Raw genomic sequence first — 14996 nt, forward strand, 5'->3', positions numbered from 1 at the left:
ATCCTAGGTCTGCTGGATTTCCCGGTTGAAGCGGGCGATCAACTCGCTGCGGCGCGGATTGATCGCGGCCCAGTCGAAACCGCGGATTTTGCCCAGGTCGTCCTGGGTTTTGGCGATGGCCAGCGTCACGGGCCCTTCCAGCGCGACCTTGCGATTGGTGGGGATCACATCGTAGGGGGACTTGAGCATCGCGGCCTGGACCGCGGGGTCCAGGTGGGTGTCGATGTACTGCACGGCCAGGTCCGGTTCCACCGCATTCGCCACCAGGTGCAGGCTGGTTTTCCAGCCGGCGGCGCCGGTCGAGGGGATGGCCAGCTCCACCGGCACGCCCTTGCTCTTGAGGGTCTGCACAAAATTGAAGTTGTAGGGCGCGATGTCGATCTGTTCCTGTTGCCACAGGGTCGCGAACGCGCCCAGGTCCGCGGCCACGGCGCCCACGTTGGGCATCAGTTCGCGTATCGCCTTGAACGCCGGATCGAAGTTGTCGGCGCTGCCGCCGCGCAGGCGGTTGAGTTCGGCCAGGAAGGCGATGCCCAGCTGGCTGTTGAGCGCGGTCAAACCGACGCGCCCCTTGTACTTGGGATCCCACAGCTCGTCCCAGCTCGTGGGCGGCGTCTTGATGCGCTTGGGGTTGTAGCCGATGCCGATCACCTGCATGGAGACCGTCGGACCCCATTGGCCCTGGAAGGGCGGCAGAAGATCGGCGAAATTGGCCGACTTGGCCGCCGGGTACGGCGCCAGGATCCCGGCCTTGATGGCGTCGGGCACCTGCGGCTCATCGAACATTGCGACGTCGAAGGGCGGCTTGCCGCCCTTGGCCGCCGTCAGGCGAGCGACCTGGTCTTGCGCGAGAAGGATGGACTGCGTCACCGTGGCGCCGGTGCGCTGCTTGAAAGCGGGCGCCAGGATGGCGCGATGGGCTTCGCTCCAGGTGCCCGGAAAGGTCGCCGCGACCAGCGATCGCCCCTGGGCGAGCAGGCGTCGTGGAAGGATGGCGCTGGTCCCCAGGCCCAGGGTGGCGAACAACATGCTGCGACGGCTGCGATTCAAATGCATGGTCATTCCTTGGATCGAGAAGTGGTTTGGTTCGCGGAACTAGGCTGGTCGAGGAAAGACCAGGCAGGCCTCCGGCGACACGGGCGCAATGCGGACCCGGGCGCCTGTCGCCAAGGGCTGCTGGGTGCGCTGGCGCGGCTGGCTGACCTTGACCGAAACGCCTGTATCCAGCCGCACGCCGTATACGACCTGCGGACCGAGGGGCAGCACCGCGTCGACGCTGCCGGGCAGGCCGTCTTCACCATGGGCGTCCATGCCGCAGTGTTCGGGCCGTACCGATACCCGCACCGACGTGCCGGGGGATAGCCCATGGCCGGGTGCGAGTCGCCACGCCGCGCCGCCCGCGAGTTCGACGGCGCCGCCGTCGGCGGCGACATGCCCGTCGAGCAGGTTGGTCGCCCCGACGAAGGTGTTGACGAACGCCGTGGCCGGCTGGTCGTAGATGCCGGCGGGCGTGGCGATCTGCTCGATCGCACCCCGGTTCATCACGGCGATGCGGTCGGCCATCGACAGGGCTTCCTCCTGGTCGTGCGTGACGAGGATGGTGGTAATGCCGTACTCGCGCTGCAGGCGCTTCACTTCCATCTGCATGTCCAGCCGCAGGTTCTTGTCCAATGCGCCGAACGGCTCGTCGAGCAGCAGTATCTTGGGATCGACGGCCAGGCAACGCGCCAGGGCAATGCGCTGCTGCTGCCCGCCCGACAACTGCTTCGGCAGGCGCGCGCCATGCGCCTCCATGTGCACCATGGCCAGCATTTCGTCGACACGGGCGCCGATGCGCGCGCGCGGCCAGCCCCGGGCTTCCAGGCCATATGCGACGTTCTGCCTGACCGTCATGTGGGGGAACAGCGCGTAATTCTGGAAGACGATGCCGACGCCGCGCTTGTCCGCCGCCAGGTGATCGACCGGTACGCCATCAAACAGCACACGGCCGGAGGTCTGCCGCAGGAAGCCCGAAACGATGCGCAGCAAGGTCGATTTTCCGCAGCCCGATGGTCCCAGCAAGGCGACCAATTCGCCGGCGCCGATCTCCAGGTCGACGTCGCGTACCGCTTCGAACGCCTGGAAGCGGTGTCCGATATGTTCCAGTCGCAGGGCGTGGCCGGCGCGCTTGTCCATTCAGCTTCCCCGGTAGGTGGAATACGCCCACGGCGTGGCGGTCAGGGGGATGTGATAGTGGGCCTCAGGCTCGGCAATGCCGAAAGCGATGCCGACCACGTCCAGGAACGGCGGTTCTTCCGCGCTCAGGCCCTGCGCGCGGAAATAGTCGCCAAGATGGAAGCGCAGCTCATATTGCCCCGTGGGCAACGGCCCGCCATCCAGGAGCGGCTGTTCGGTGCGGCCTTTGCGATCGGTGTTCCGGTCGGCGAGCAGGCGCTCGGCGCCGCCGGTCTCGAAGAGCTGGACGCGGACACCCTCGGCGGGCCGGCCCGACGCGGTGTCCAGCACATGTGTGGTCAGGCGGCCGGCGATGTTCGCCAATCCGTGCCCGTCGATGCGGCCGGCCAGGCGCAAGCGTGTGATCCTGCCGATTTCGTCCAGCGCGGTCGCGAATTCCGTGTCGCGATCGTTGGCGAGACGCTTGGCGAAGATGCGCAGGGCGGAGGCCCGCGTGTGTCGCCGTACGCACAGGATGAACGGGAACTCGAACTTGTGCCGGTACGCCTGGTTCAGCTCTTCCCAGCGAGCGGCCTCGTCGACCGACAGGGCCGCAAGGGCGAGGCTCCCCTGTTCCAGGGTGGACTCGGCGCCCATGACGCCCATGCGCGCCGCCAGGCCGGCCAATTCCGGATGCAAGGTCAGGAAGTCCAGGCATTGGCTGCGAGGCAGTCCCCGGACGTGCGCCATCATGGCGGCATGCAGGGCGTCCGCATCCGCAAAGGGCCGCAGTCCGGCCACCGCGCGGGCCACCCAGGGCGCGTCTTCGAATACCGAACCCAGGAGTTCGACGAATTCCGCCTCGCTGCATGTATTGAGGGCGTCCAGGGTGACAGGGGTAGGCATGGGAGCAGGGCGATGTGGGGTTGGCACATCTTAAGAAGCCCCGACCATTGCCGTCCATCAGCGATTAAGCAACAATCCATACTCAAAATTAGTATGGAAGCGCCCATGGCCCGATCCCTGATTCCCACCGCGCTGCGCTACGTCGACCAGGTGGCGCGCTCGGGCTCCATACAGCGGGCCGCCCGAGAGCTCAATGTCGCGGCGTCCGCCATCAACCGGCAGTTGCTGCGGCTGGAAGAAGAACTGGGCGTACCGCTGTTCGAGCGGATGCCTCGCGGCATGCGGCTGACGTCATCGGGCGACGCCATCGTGTCCATGGCGCGGCGGTGGCGTAACGACGAACGCCGCGCGTCCGAGGACATCCGGAAACTGCAGGGGGTGCACCAAGGCCATGTGCGCCTGGTCGCCATGGGCAGCCATGTCGACGGATTCCTGTCGACATGGATAACGGACCTGGCCGCCCTGCACCCCAATATTTCGCTTTCGGTCGAGATCTGCAATACCGACGAGGCCAGCGCCGCCTTGCTCGATGGCACCGCCGACCTGGCGGCGGCGTTCAACCTGTCGCCGGGCCGCCATCTTCATGTCCTTTGGGAAAGCGAGCTGCCGCTGGGCTGCATCGTCGCGCCCGATCACCCGCTGGCGAACGAGGCGTCGGTCAGCCTGCAGGAAATCTGTGGGTATCCGGTTGCCTTGCAGAGCAAGAGCCTGTTCATCCGTCGCTATCTGGAATCCCACTACAGCTGGCTTTTCGGCGACAACCAGAATCGGATAGAGACCAATTCCCTGCCCCTGATCAAAAAGCTCGCGCGGACGGGACGGTACGTGTCCGTGACGTCGGAACTGGACGCGGCGCCGGAACTGCTGGACGGCCGCCTGCGCTTCGTGCCGGTGCGGGACCAGGGCGCGGAACCGCAGGTCATCCGGGTGGCCATCGATGCGCGCAAGCCTTTGTCTCCGATCGTGAAGGTGACGGCGGAAACGCTGTCGGAAAGCATCAGGCTATGCCTGGAACAGGTTCGGGGCCGTGCGCACCGCCATCCGCCGGCCATGGCCTTGAAGGACTGATCGCACGCATAGCCGGGTGGACGCCGATGCCTGTCCTGCGGCCCGATCAAACCGTGTCGTGGAATCGTTCGATGCAGGTATCGAGCACTTCGCCGCCAGGGCGATTCCACCAGTTCGTGGATGAAAAAATCTCCACTTCGGCGTGTCCCTGGTAGCCGGCGGCTTCCATCGCCGCGCGGATGCGGCGGATATCGATGATGCCGTCGCCCATCATGCCGCGGTCGTTCAGCAGGTCGCGCGTGGGCACCAGCCAGTCGCATACGTGGAAAGCGAGCAGGCGGTCGCGGCCTGCCCGGTGGATCTGTTGGTCCAGCTTGGGATCCCACCAGACGTGGTAGACATCGACCGCCACGCCGAGGATGCGGCGCGTGGTGTCGTCTGCCAACGGGTCCAGCGCATCGCAGATGTCCAGGGCGTGCTCCAGGGTATTGATGCACGCGCGGTCGGCGGCATACATGGGATGGAGCGGTTCGATCGCCAGGGGCATGTCCGCGTCGCGCGCGTGTTGCAGGACTGCTTCGATGCCGTCCACCACGTCCCGGCGTGCCGACGCAATGTCCCTGTGCGCGGCGGCGCCCGACAGCGCGCCCGGCAGGCCGCCTACCACCAGCACCAGGCAGGGGGCGTCCAAGGTCCTGGCCTCGTCGATGGCCCGGCGGGTATCGTCGATGGCCGCCTGCCTGCCCGCGCGATCCGCCGCGGGGAACATGCCGCCACGGCAATAGCCGGACAGCCCCACGCCGCTATCGCGCAGGCAACGCGCGGCATCGTCCAGCCCGATCGCCGCGACCTGGTCCCGCCAAGGGCTGATCGTCTCGATGCCGCGGCGGGCGCACTCCTCGATGATGCGGTCGAGCGGCCACTGGGCGCGCACGGTCGCCGTGTTGATGGACAACCAGCGCAGGTCGCCCGCGAAGTCACGCATTGCCGATGCCATGCGTGGCCAACAGGGCGCGCATCCGTTGCGCGGCCAGATCGGGGTCTTCCAGCAGGCCCGCGTTATCGGCCAGGCGCAGCAGCTGCGCCAGGTGGGGAAGGCTGCGCATGCTTTGCTGGCCGCCCACCATGGAAAAATGCGTCTGGTGGCCGTTCAGCCAGGCCAGGAACACGATGCCGGTCTTGTAGAAGCGGGTGGGCGCCTGGAAGATGTGGCGCGAAACCGCGACCGTGGGCTCCAGGATGGCCTTGAAACGTGCCTCGTCGCCCGTGCCGAGCGCGGCCAGCGCGGCGCTTGCCGCCGGTGCGATGGCATCGAATATGCCGAGCAGCGCGTCGCTGTGGCCGTGGTTAGGCTGGTTGCCCTGGCCGTCGCCCGCGATCAGTTCGGCATAGTTGAAATCGTCGCCCGTGAACATGCGGACGCCGGCCGGCAGCCTGCGCCGCATGGCGATTTCCTTGTCCTTGTCCAGCAGCGAGATCTTGATGCCGGTTACCTTTTCCGGATGCGCCGCGATGACGGCAAGCGCGTGGTCCATCGCCACGTCCAGGTCCGCCGTGCCCCAGTAGCCCGCGAGTGCCGGATCGAATGCCTCGCCCAGCCAGTGCAGCACCACCGGTTCGCGCGATTGCGACAGGATGCGGTCGTATACCCGCAGATAATCGTCCGGTGTTTGCGCGACGCGCGCCAAGGCGCGGCTGGCCATGATGATGAGGCGGCCGCCGAGCTTCTCGATCGCTTCCATCTGCATTTCGTAGGCGGCAATCACGTCGTCGAAGCCGCGCGCGTCGTCCGGCGACAGATGGTCCGTGCCGCAGCCCGACACGACGTCGGCGCCGGGCACGTCGCGGGCCGCCTGCAGCGTGCGATCGATCAGTTGCAGCGACGTGGGCCAATCCAGTCCCATCCCCCGCTGCGCGGTGTCCATGGCCTCGGCGACGCCCAGGCCGAGTTTCCACAGGCGCTTCCGGTATGCGATGGTCGCATCCCAGTCGACCGCGCACTGGCGGGAGGGGTCGATATCGGCGTATGGGTCGGCGACGACGTGCGCCGCCGAATAGGCGAGCCGGTTGAAGCGGCCGGCGCCCGCGCTGCCGGCGATGGCGGTGCGGCCGCTCAACCGATAGTTTTCCAGCTCGCCGTTCGGGCGGGGAAGTTGCAGTGTCAGCGTCATGCGTGTGCCTGTGGAGACGTAGCGAAGAAGAAATCCATCACGGCGTCGACCTGCCCTTCGAGCATGGCGGGGCCTTCGTGCGTGATGCAGCCCAGCCGTGCGGCGGCTTCCAGCAGAGGGGTACGGACCGGCTTCAGGATGATGTCGGCAACCACGGTATTCGCGTCCAGGCCCGAGATGTCGAGCGGCAGCGGGTCGTCCGGCTTCATGCCGACGGAAGTGCAGTTGACGATGACATCGAAGCCCGCGGCCACCGGTTCGCTGGATCCGACAGGAACGCCGGGCGAATGCGCGCCGACCGACCTGACCAGTGCGTCGCGGCGCGTGGCGTCGATATCGTAAACGCCTATGCTTGCCGCGCGCTGGTCGGCGATGGCATTGACCACCGCGCAGCCGGCGCCACCGGCGCCGATCACCAGGACCTTCCTGCCGGCCAGTTCGATGCCGCGCGCGGCCAGGCCGCGCACGAAGCCCTCGCCGTCGAAGTTGTCGCCCAGCAGCCGGCCGTCCGGCAGCTTGCGTATCGCATTGACGGCGCCCAGGCGTGCGGCGTTGCCGCCGAGGCTATCGACCATGGCCGCTGCCTGGATCTTGTGCGGCACCGTCACGATCAGGCCATCGAAATTCTTCATCGCGCGGAAGGTCGCGATCATGCCGCCCAGATCGGCGGGCGCGACGTGCATCGCCACCAGGACGGCGTCGATGCCGCGCGCCTGGAACTCGGCGTTGAACAGCCGCGGCGATCCGACCTGCGCGATCGGATCGCCGATGATGGCATAGAGCCGCGTCGTGCCGGACAAGCCCGGCGTCGCTCGCGCCGTTTTCACGCACGCGCTCCGGCCAGCGCGGCGACGCGCGGGTGGTGGCGCGGGCCTTGCGGAAGCATCTCGCCGGCGATATCCATGGGAGCTGCGCGAAACAGGCGTTCGTCCATGGTGTGCAGGTTCGTGGCGATGCGGGGCCGGAAGGCCATCTGGTCCAGGATGTCGCGTTGCAGGTCGATGCCCGGTGCGATCTCGACCAGTTCCAGGCCATCGGCGGTGTTGTGGAAGACCGCTCGCTCTGTCACCAGGACCATGACCTGGCCGCGTTGCAGTCCATAGGGACCGCTGTAGCTGGTCTGCTCCAGCTCGTTCACGAACTTCGAGTGCTTGCCCTCGTTCAGGATTTTCAGCGTCCCGTCGCCCGTCTGTATCTTCAGGCCACCCGCGGTGAACGTGCCGCCGAAGACCATCTTCTTGGCGTTCTGGCTGATGTTCACGAAACCGCCGATGCCGACCACGCGACCCGCGAAACGGCTGATGTTCACGCTGCCGCGCGCGTCCACTTCGACCGCCGAAAGGAAGGCGATGTCCAGGCCGCCGCCATCGTAGAAGTCGAACTGATAGGGCTGGTCGATCATCGCCCAGTAGTTGCGGGCCGCGCCCGCATCCAGGCCGTTGGCCGGCGCGCCGCCGGTCAGGCCTTGTTCGTTCGTGAGGATGATGCGATCCAGGAGCTTTTCTTCCGCGGCGACGATGCCGATGCCGGTGCAGATGCCGGAGCCGACGTTGCACACCGCGCCGTCGCGCAATTCCAGCGCACAGCGGCGCGCGACGATCTTGCGTTCGTCCAGCGGCAGTTGGGGAAAGGAACCCAGCGGGATGCGCATCTGTCCGGCGAATGCGGGATCGTGGTCCGTCTGGTAGGTCTGCCACTGCTTGGGCTCGACCACGACGGCGTCGACCAGCATGCCAGGTATTTTGACGGTCTTGCCGGGCAGCGCGCCGCGTTGGGCAAGGCGCTTGACCTGCACGATGACCACGCCGCCGCAGCGTCGAGTGGCCTGCGCCATGGACAGCATCTCGCCGAAGATGGCCTCATCTTCCATCGAGATATTGCCGTCCTCGTCCGCGGTGGTCCCGCGCAGGAACGCGACGTCGATGTGGAAGGGCTTGTAGAACAGCCACTCCTGGCCTCGGAATTCCACCAGCTCGACGAGATCTTCCTGGCACTTCGCGCTCTGCTTGCCGCCGCTGATGCGGGGATCCACGAATGTGTGCAGGCCGACATGCGTCATCAGTCCGGGCCGGCCGCCGGCGATCTCGCGCATCAGTTGCGACAAGGCGCCCTGGGGCAGGGTGTAGGCCTCGATCTCGTCACGCGCGGCCATGGCGGCGACGGACGGGGCATCGACCACGGTTCCGCAGACGATGCGCTTGAGCAGGCCGGGATGGCCGAAATGCGCGACGCCGCGCTGGTCGCGGTCGCCCAGGCCCACCGGGTGCAGCGACGTGATGCCGCGCGGCTGGGCGCTGGCGAGAAAGCGACGCTCCACGGCTTCTATCAGCGACTCGGGGATCGCGTGGCCGGAACCGGAACCGCCGATGAGTATGGTGTCGCCGTCATGGACGAGCTGTGCGGCCTGGTCGGCGCTTATGACTTGCATGGTCTCCATCCTGCTTGGAATCTGTGGAGGCAAGCGTACTGCCAACTTACTGATACGTCAATAAGTCAAAGAGGCGCGGAGAAGGTGCTGGAAGGAAGAGGCGCACGGCAGCCCGGCGGGCTTCGTGCGTGTCAGGCGCGTGTGGTTTTCGCGGCCGCCTTCTTCCTGGCGGCGGGCTGCTTGCCCGCATAGGCGGACAACATGACGCGGGAGAATGCGTCGAAGAACAATTCCAGCCGGTCAAAGCCGCCGGTGCCCTGCGTGAACACCGAGGAACTGTTGACGATGTTGATCAGCAGGAATGCGAGGTCATCGCGTGGCGTGTCGGCCCGCAGTTCCCCGCTGTCCGATGCCTGCTGGACCGCGGCCTGGATGGCTTCGTGTATGGAGTCGGTGAAGCGCTCCAGGTCGGCGCGGCCAGCGTCGCTGAGGACTTCGCTTTCCAGGCGCAGGCGCCCGATCAGGCTCCACGATTTCCCGCCATGGCCGGTGCGATTGAAGCGCTTGTAGCGGGAGTGGTTGTACTCCACGACCCGGCGCAGCTTTTCCGGCAGTGTCAGGTTTTCGTCCAGCCAGATTTCGCGATGGCGGCCGATCGCGGAGTCCACGTATTCCTTGACGAGTTCATCCACCAGGCTCTGCTTGTTGCCGAAGTGATAGTGGATGTTCGTCGTGGTGATATCGAGCTTGGTCGCGATGTCGCGAAAGCTCATCCCGTTATAGCCGTTCGTAATGAGCAGCGCGGTGGCGACCTCCTTGATGCGGTCGCGCATCAATGGCTGCCCGGCTGCCGGTCCGCTCACGGTCTTTTTTCTCGGCACTGTAGGCCTCTGGCGGAAAAACGTGGTTGTGATGAGCCGATATGCTACAGCAACTCAAGCGGATTCCATCATCAGCTGCGTTTCCCCTTCCTGCACGACCTCGTCCCGCTGGTTGAATACCTTCATCTCCAGCGTCACGATGCCTCGGCCAGGCTTGCGGGTGGGACGCTTGGCCTTGACGGCAAGCCGTGCATGGATACGGTCGCCGATCAGCAAGGGGGCGCGGAACGACCAGTTCCAGTTCAGCGTCGCGATGCCCTTGAGCCGGACCTTGCTGCGCGTCTTGAGGCCATCCGCCAGGGCCAGGCCCAATAGTCCATGGGCGATGCGTCCGCCGAAACCGGCTTCACGGGCGAACTCGTCGTCCATGTGGACGTCGAACAGGTCGCCCGAGATGCCGGCGAAGCCGACGACGTGCGTTTCCGTTATGGTGATGCCGGCGGTGCGATAGTGGTCACCGGGCTCCAGTGCGTCGTAGCCGTATTCGCCGGCGTCCAGCTCTCTGCCGGCCGGCTGGGAAGGTGCAACTTCGTCTTGGGGCATTGCGATTTCTCCTCGTCTCGATCTTATAATACATATTTATCGATAAGTAAGTATACTGCCCCATGTAGCGGACGGGGCAAGTACAAAAAACCGTGGAACGGAGGTAGGCAATGGCGTCGGTAAACATCGTCGATGTGCGCAAGAGCTTCGGCGAGGCACATATCCTGCGCGGGGTATCCATCGACATCGAAGACGGTGAGTTCGTCATCCTGGTCGGGCCTTCCGGCTGCGGCAAGTCCACGCTGTTGCGCACCTTGGCGGGACTGGAGAAGGCCACTGGCGGGGATATCCGCATCGACGGCAAGCCGGTCAACGACCTGCCGCCGCAGGACCGCGACATCGCCATGGTCTTCCAGAACTACGCCCTCTATCCGCACATGACCGTCGCGGAGAACATGGGGTTTTCGCTGAAGATGCGGCGCGCGCCCAAGACGCAGACGGACGAGGCCGTGCAGCGCGCGGCGCGGATCCTGGGCCTGGAGAAGCTGCTGGATCGTTATCCCAGGCAGTTGTCCGGCGGCCAGCGGCAGCGCGTGGCGATGGGGCGCGCGCTGGTGCGCAACCCCAGGGTCTTCCTGTTCGACGAACCGCTGTCTAACCTGGACGCGAAGCTGCGCGTGGCGATGCGAGCGGAGATCAAGGAACTGCATCAGCGGCTGAAGACCACGACCGTCTACGTCACCCATGACCAGATCGAAGCCATGACCATGGCCAGCAAGATCGTGGTCATGAAGGATGGCCTGATCGAACAGACGGGCGCGCCTCTGCAGCTGTACGACGAGCCTGCCAACATCTTCGTGGCGGGTTTCATCGGCTCGCCATCCATGAACTTTCTGCCGGGCGTGGCGCGCGGCGGCGCGTTCGCCGCCGATTGCGGGCTGACCTTGCCATTGGGCGACCGGCGGCTGGAGGAGGGCAGGCGTGCGGTGTATGGCGTTCGGCCTGAGCACTTCACCGTTTCGGACCAGGGCGTGCCGGTCGACGTCGTGGTCGTCGAGCCCACGGGATTGGAAACCCAGATCATGACGCACTGCGGCAAACAGGAGATCGTCTGCCTGTTCCGCGATCGCCTGCTGCCGGAGCCCGGCAGTCAGCTGCGTATCCTGCCCGACGTGAGCAGGATCCACCTGTTCGACGAAGAGAGCGGCCGCAGGCTTACGGATTCTCGCTGAACGACTCGAATAAATTACTTAGTAGTAAGTAAGTTTCGGTATTGACTTTTCGATAAGTAAGTTTATTCTTCGCTCATGCACGACCGGCTGGCGTGGGCGTCAGCACAAACAATACTTCCCAGCGAGGAGACAAGAATGTTCAAGCATGGTCTATCCATCCGTGCGTGGCTGGCGGGAGCGGCGCTCGCTTCGTCGGCGATGCTGTGCGCCGTCCAGGCGCATGCGCAGCAGACGCTGACCATCAACACGGACCGCAGCGGAACCGGCCAGAAGGCCGCCTTCAACAAGATCGTCGCGGATTTCGAGACAGCAAACCCCGGCGTCAAGGTCAACGTGAACTACAGCGATGTCGAGTCCTACAAGACGTCGATCCGCAATTTCCTGGTGACGAGTCCGCCGGACCTCGCCTTCTGGTTCACCGGGGCACGCATGCGCGCCTTCACCAAGCGCAATCTGTTCGCCGACCTGACGGGCTTTTTTGTCGAGAACAAGCTGAACGAGCCGATGAAGCCGTTCCTTGCCGCGGTCACCGACAACGGCAAGCAGTACATGATGCCGACCAATCTGACGACCTGGGGTTTCTTCTACAACAAGAAGGTGTTCGAGAGCGCCGGCATCGCGCCGCCCAAGACGTGGGACGAGTTGATGGCGGCGGCGGCCAAGTTGAAGGCAGCCGGGGTGACGCCTTTCACCATCGGCACCCGCGACCTCTGGGCCAACGACCTGTGGTTCGACTACCTGGACCTGCGCGTGAATGGCCTGGATTTCCACATGCGTCTGATGGACGGCAAGGAAAAGTACACCGACCCGCGGGTGAAGAAGGTCTTCTCCATGTGGGGCGACGCGGTCAAGAAGGGCTATTTCCAGGAGAACGCCAGTTCATACGGCTGGCAGGAAGCCATCCCCTTCCTGGCGCAGGGCAAGGCGGCCATGTATCTGCTGGGACCCTATGTTCTGACCTCGCTGCCCAAGGACGTGCACGGGAATATCGGCTTCTTCAAGTTCCCCGTCGTGGACCCGTCGGTGCCGAACTTCGAGGAACTGTCCGTCAATGGCGTCGGGATCCCCGAAGGCGCGAAGAACAAGGAATTGGCGAAGCGCTTCCTCGCTTTCCTGGCCAAGCCCGACAACATGCTGGCGTTCGCCAGGGCCGGCGCGGTCATTCCGGCGCGCACCGATGTGACGATCACGGACGATCCGTTCGCCCAGTCGCAGATCGAGCTGGTGAAGCAGGCCAAGGGTTCGTCGCAGTTCTACGATCGCGACACGGATCCGGAAATGGCGCAGATCGGTATGCGCGGATTCCAGGAATTCCTGGCGAATCCGGACCGCGAGACGGCCATCCTGGACCGCCTGGAAAAGGCCCGCGAGCGCATTTTCAAGTGATGGCCGCTTTGTAAGCATGCAGCGCAACCCGCCCCCGCGCGGGTTGCCACAGGGATTGCAATGAAAGAGTTCTGGGGCCGCAACCAGGCCTGGATAACGCCGCTACTGCTGCTGGTACTGCCCGCGGGCCTGTTCCTGCTGGTCATCGTGTCTTCCATCGTGCAGAGCATCTGGCTGAGCCTGTTCGACTGGGACGGTACTGGGCCGAAGACCTGGGTGGGGCTGGGCAACTATGTCGAGCTGTTCGGCGATCCGCAGTTCTGGGTGTCGTTGAAGAACAATGTCATCTGGCTGGTCCTGTTCCTGCTCGCGCCCGTCATCGGACTCGCGCTGGCGCTGTTCCTGAACCAGAAGCTGCCCGAGATGCGGTTCGTGAAGTCCATGTTCTTCATTCCGCTGGTACTGGCGCACGTGATCATCGGCGTGGTGTTCACCTGGTTCTACGACCCCACCTTCGGCCTGCTGGCGCTGGCGTTCAAGGCGCTCGGGTTGCAGCCGCTGGCGGTGCTTTCCGACGAGCATTTCGTGACGCTGGGCATCATCATCGCCGCCCTGTGGTCGCAGATCGCATTCTGCCTGGTGTTGTTCCTGGCCGGTCTTTCACAGATCGACCATGAACTGATCGCCGCGGCGAAAATGGACGGCGCGTCCGGATGGCGCCTGTTCCGCCATATCGTGCTGCCGCAACTGCATTCGGTGACCTTCGTCGCCGTCATCATCACGGTCATCATGTCTTTGCGCAACTTCGACATGATCGCGGTGATGACCCAGGGCGGTCCCTACGGCTCTTCCACCGTGCTGGCCTACCAGATGTACGACACCACGATTTTCAGTTTCCGCGCGGGCTACGGCGCGGCCATCGCGACCGTGCTGTTCCTGATCATGAGCATCTACATCGCCTTGTTCCTGCGGTACACCTTGCGCAACGAAGCCCGGGAGCAACTCTGATGTATCCGTCGCCCATTGCCGACCGTCCACCTGGCCAGCGCCTGGCCTACCGTGTGGCGCTATACATTGCGCTGCTGGTCTGGATCCTGCCGCTGGTGGCGGTCATGATGACGGCCCTGCGTTCGCAGGGCGACCTGCTGTCGGGCAACTACTGGGGTTGGCCCAGCCAGTTTTCGCTGGTGTCGAATTACCACGAGGTCTTCGCGTCGTCCCCGATGGGCGTGTTCTTCGTGAACAGCGTGCTCGTCACCGGCATCACCGTGTTCCTGGTGCTGGTCCTGTCGACGCTGGCGGGCGTGGCCCTGGGCAAGTACCGCTTTCGCGGCAGGACCTGGTTGTTCGCCATGTTCATCGCCGGGAACTTCGTTCCATATCAGATCCTGATGATCCCCGTGCGCAACCTGGTCGTGCACCTGGGGCTGTACGACAGCATCTGGGCATTGATTCTATTCCATACCGCCTTCCAGACGGGCTTCGCCACGCTGTTCCTGCGCAACTTCATCGCGGCGCTGCCCGAGGAATTGTTCGAGGCGGCACGCATTGAAGGTGTCAGCGAATTCCAGATCCTGCGGACCATCGTCATCCCGCTGGTGCGCCCGGCGCTGGCCGGGGTCGCCGTCCTGGTATTCACTTTTGTCTGGAACGACTATTTCTGGGCGCTGGTGCTGGTGCAGAGCGATGCGGCCAAGCCCTTGACGCTGGGGTTGGCGGGGCTGAAAGGAGAATGGCTTACGGCCTGGAACCTGATTTCGGCCGGCGCGCTGTTCGCCGCGCTGCCGCCCGTGGCCTTGTTCTTCTTCATGCAGAAGCACTTCGTGGCGGGCCTGACCGCGGGCGCGGTGCGGGGTTAAGCGGCCCTGGGGTCTCCCGGCGCCGATGCCGGGCGGGTCGGTCGCCATGCCGTCGCTTAGAATGCCCGGATCGACCATTCCATGGATATCCGGTGCAAGCGATCCATCCCGACCCAGCCGACGTAGTAGGGGCTGAACCCATGCACATCTGGGTCGACGCCGATGCCTGTCCCGCCGTCATCAAGGAAATCCTGTATCGCGCGGCGCAGCGGTGGCAGGTGTCCCTGACGCTCGTCGCCAACCAGATGCTGCGTACGCCGCCGTCGCCCTTGATCCGGGCCGTGCAGGTGCCGCGAGGCTTCGACGTGGCGGATGACTACATCGTGCAGCACGTCAAGGCAGGAGACCTGGTCATTACCGGCGATATCCCGCTGGCGGCCCAGGTCCTGGACAAGCACGCCCTGGTGCTCAGCCCGCGCGGCGAACGCTTCTCGGCCGGCACCATACGGGAGCGCCTGTCGATGCGCGACATGATGGAAGACCTGCGCAACGCCGGCGTCGATATCGGCGGACCCGCGGCGTTCAGCCAGGCCGATCGCCGCGCCTTCGGCAACGCGCTGGATCGCCTGATGCTCGCGGCCCGGCGGGACGCCTGAAGGCAGCAGGTA

Annotated in this window: 15 protein-coding genes and 1 pseudogene; 6 read left to right on the forward strand and 10 right to left on the reverse strand. The window is 65.0% G+C overall.

Annotated elements, in window-relative coordinates; translation table 11 throughout:
* Window positions 1-3: 3 nt before the first annotated feature.
* From CAL12_RS03195 to uraD, 4 genes and pseudogenes are all read right to left on the reverse strand, one after another.
* Window positions 4-1056 carry an ABC transporter substrate-binding protein gene (locus CAL12_RS03195; RefSeq protein ID WP_157792871.1) on the reverse strand — a complete coding sequence of 351 codons (1053 nt, stop codon included), beginning with the start codon at window positions 1054-1056 and terminating at the stop codon, window positions 4-6.
* 39 nt (window positions 1057-1095) lie between these two features.
* Window positions 1096-2175: an ABC transporter ATP-binding protein gene (locus tag CAL12_RS03200; RefSeq protein ID WP_086063159.1), complete on the reverse strand. Its 1080-nt coding sequence runs from the start codon at window positions 2173-2175 to the stop codon at window positions 1096-1098.
* Window positions 2176-2529, reverse strand: coding sequence for a hydroxyisourate hydrolase (gene uraH, locus CAL12_RS28195; RefSeq protein ID WP_198298458.1), 354 nt, complete (start codon window positions 2527-2529; stop codon window positions 2176-2178). It abuts the gene before it with no gap.
* A gap of 42 nt (window positions 2530-2571) precedes the next feature.
* Window positions 2572-3060: pseudogene (gene uraD / locus CAL12_RS28200) on the reverse strand (2-oxo-4-hydroxy-4-carboxy-5-ureidoimidazoline decarboxylase); the annotation flags it as partial.
* 105 nt (window positions 3061-3165) lie between these two features.
* Between uraD and CAL12_RS03210 the strand changes: the two are divergent.
* Window positions 3166-4128 (forward strand): LysR family transcriptional regulator, encoded by a 963-nt coding sequence (locus CAL12_RS03210; RefSeq protein ID WP_198298363.1) that lies wholly within the window; start codon window positions 3166-3168, stop codon window positions 4126-4128.
* Between the two features lie 46 nt (window positions 4129-4174).
* Here the strand turns inward: CAL12_RS03210 and CAL12_RS03215 are convergent, their stop codons facing one another.
* From CAL12_RS03215 to CAL12_RS03240, 6 genes are all read right to left on the reverse strand, one after another.
* Entirely contained in the window at window positions 4175-5053 is an 879-nt protein-coding gene (locus tag CAL12_RS03215; RefSeq protein WP_086063162.1) for a sugar phosphate isomerase/epimerase family protein, read from the reverse strand.
* A complete protein-coding gene (locus CAL12_RS03220) occupies window positions 5046-6239 on the reverse strand; it encodes a dihydrodipicolinate synthase family protein (protein WP_086063163.1) in 1194 nt (397 codons plus the stop codon). Before CAL12_RS03220 ends, CAL12_RS03215 begins: the two co-directional genes overlap by 8 nt.
* Window positions 6236-7066 (reverse strand): shikimate dehydrogenase family protein, encoded by an 831-nt coding sequence (locus CAL12_RS03225; protein WP_086063164.1) that lies wholly within the window; start codon window positions 7064-7066, stop codon window positions 6236-6238. The genes CAL12_RS03220 and CAL12_RS03225 overlap by 4 nt, the downstream gene beginning before the upstream one ends.
* Complete coding sequence (locus tag CAL12_RS03230; protein ID WP_086063165.1) at window positions 7063-8667, reverse strand: acyl CoA:acetate/3-ketoacid CoA transferase; 1605 nt, start codon at window positions 8665-8667, stop codon at window positions 7063-7065. The genes CAL12_RS03225 and CAL12_RS03230 overlap by 4 nt, the downstream gene beginning before the upstream one ends.
* Before the next feature lie 131 nt (window positions 8668-8798).
* Window positions 8799-9470, reverse strand: a complete 672-nt coding sequence (locus CAL12_RS03235; RefSeq protein WP_232464688.1) for a TetR/AcrR family transcriptional regulator — start codon at window positions 9468-9470, stop codon at window positions 8799-8801.
* 72 nt (window positions 9471-9542) lie between these two features.
* The gene (locus CAL12_RS03240) at window positions 9543-10031 is read right to left on the reverse strand and encodes a MaoC family dehydratase (RefSeq protein ID WP_086063167.1); all 489 of its coding nucleotides are present in this window, start codon (window positions 10029-10031) and stop codon (window positions 9543-9545) included.
* Window positions 10032-10141: 110 nt separating this feature from the next.
* Between CAL12_RS03240 and CAL12_RS03245 the strand changes: the two genes are divergently transcribed.
* The 5 genes from CAL12_RS03245 (at window position 10142) to CAL12_RS03265 (ending at window position 14984) form a co-directional block, all read left to right on the forward strand.
* Window positions 10142-11203: an ABC transporter ATP-binding protein gene (locus CAL12_RS03245; protein WP_086063168.1), complete on the forward strand. Its 1062-nt coding sequence runs from the start codon at window positions 10142-10144 to the stop codon at window positions 11201-11203.
* 135 nt (window positions 11204-11338) lie between these two features.
* Window positions 11339-12589 carry an ABC transporter substrate-binding protein gene (locus tag CAL12_RS03250; protein ID WP_086063169.1) on the forward strand — a complete coding sequence of 417 codons (1251 nt, stop codon included), beginning with the start codon at window positions 11339-11341 and terminating at the stop codon, window positions 12587-12589.
* A 60-nt stretch (window positions 12590-12649) separates the two neighbouring features.
* Window positions 12650-13537 carry a carbohydrate ABC transporter permease gene (locus CAL12_RS03255; protein ID WP_086063170.1) on the forward strand — a complete coding sequence of 296 codons (888 nt, stop codon included), beginning with the start codon at window positions 12650-12652 and terminating at the stop codon, window positions 13535-13537.
* Window positions 13537-14388 (forward strand): carbohydrate ABC transporter permease, encoded by an 852-nt coding sequence (locus tag CAL12_RS03260; RefSeq protein WP_086063171.1) that lies wholly within the window; start codon window positions 13537-13539, stop codon window positions 14386-14388. Before CAL12_RS03255 ends, CAL12_RS03260 begins: the two co-directional genes overlap by 1 nt.
* A gap of 140 nt (window positions 14389-14528) precedes the next feature.
* Complete coding sequence (locus CAL12_RS03265; RefSeq protein ID WP_086063172.1) at window positions 14529-14984, forward strand: YaiI/YqxD family protein; 456 nt, start codon at window positions 14529-14531, stop codon at window positions 14982-14984.
* The last annotated feature ends 12 nt before the right edge of the window (window positions 14985-14996 follow it).

This window comes from Bordetella genomosp. 8, assembly GCF_002119685.1.
Classification (GTDB): domain Bacteria; phylum Pseudomonadota; class Gammaproteobacteria; order Burkholderiales; family Burkholderiaceae_B; genus Bordetella_C.

Coding starts and splice junctions, on each gene's coding strand:
- CAL12_RS03195 (WP_157792871.1), bottom strand. CDS start 1,056: ATGCATTTGAATCGCAGCCGTCGCAGCATGTTGTTCGCCACCCTGGGC.
- CAL12_RS03200 (WP_086063159.1), bottom strand. CDS start 2,175: ATGGACAAGCGCGCCGGCCACGCCCTGCGACTGGAACATATCGGACAC.
- CAL12_RS03210 (WP_198298363.1), top strand. CDS start 3,166: ATGGCCCGATCCCTGATTCCCACCGCGCTGCGCTACGTCGACCAGGTG.
- CAL12_RS03215 (WP_086063162.1), bottom strand. CDS start 5,053: ATGCGTGACTTCGCGGGCGACCTGCGCTGGTTGTCCATCAACACGGCG.
- CAL12_RS03220 (WP_086063163.1), bottom strand. CDS start 6,239: ATGACGCTGACACTGCAACTTCCCCGCCCGAACGGCGAGCTGGAAAAC.
- CAL12_RS03230 (WP_086063165.1), bottom strand. CDS start 8,667: ATGCAAGTCATAAGCGCCGACCAGGCCGCACAGCTCGTCCATGACGGC.
- CAL12_RS03240 (WP_086063167.1), bottom strand. CDS start 10,031: ATGCCCCAAGACGAAGTTGCACCTTCCCAGCCGGCCGGCAGAGAGCTG.
- CAL12_RS03245 (WP_086063168.1), top strand. CDS start 10,142: ATGGCGTCGGTAAACATCGTCGATGTGCGCAAGAGCTTCGGCGAGGCA.
- CAL12_RS03250 (WP_086063169.1), top strand. CDS start 11,339: ATGTTCAAGCATGGTCTATCCATCCGTGCGTGGCTGGCGGGAGCGGCG.
- CAL12_RS03255 (WP_086063170.1), top strand. CDS start 12,650: ATGAAAGAGTTCTGGGGCCGCAACCAGGCCTGGATAACGCCGCTACTG.
- CAL12_RS03260 (WP_086063171.1), top strand. CDS start 13,537: ATGTATCCGTCGCCCATTGCCGACCGTCCACCTGGCCAGCGCCTGGCC.
- CAL12_RS03265 (WP_086063172.1), top strand. CDS start 14,529: ATGCACATCTGGGTCGACGCCGATGCCTGTCCCGCCGTCATCAAGGAA.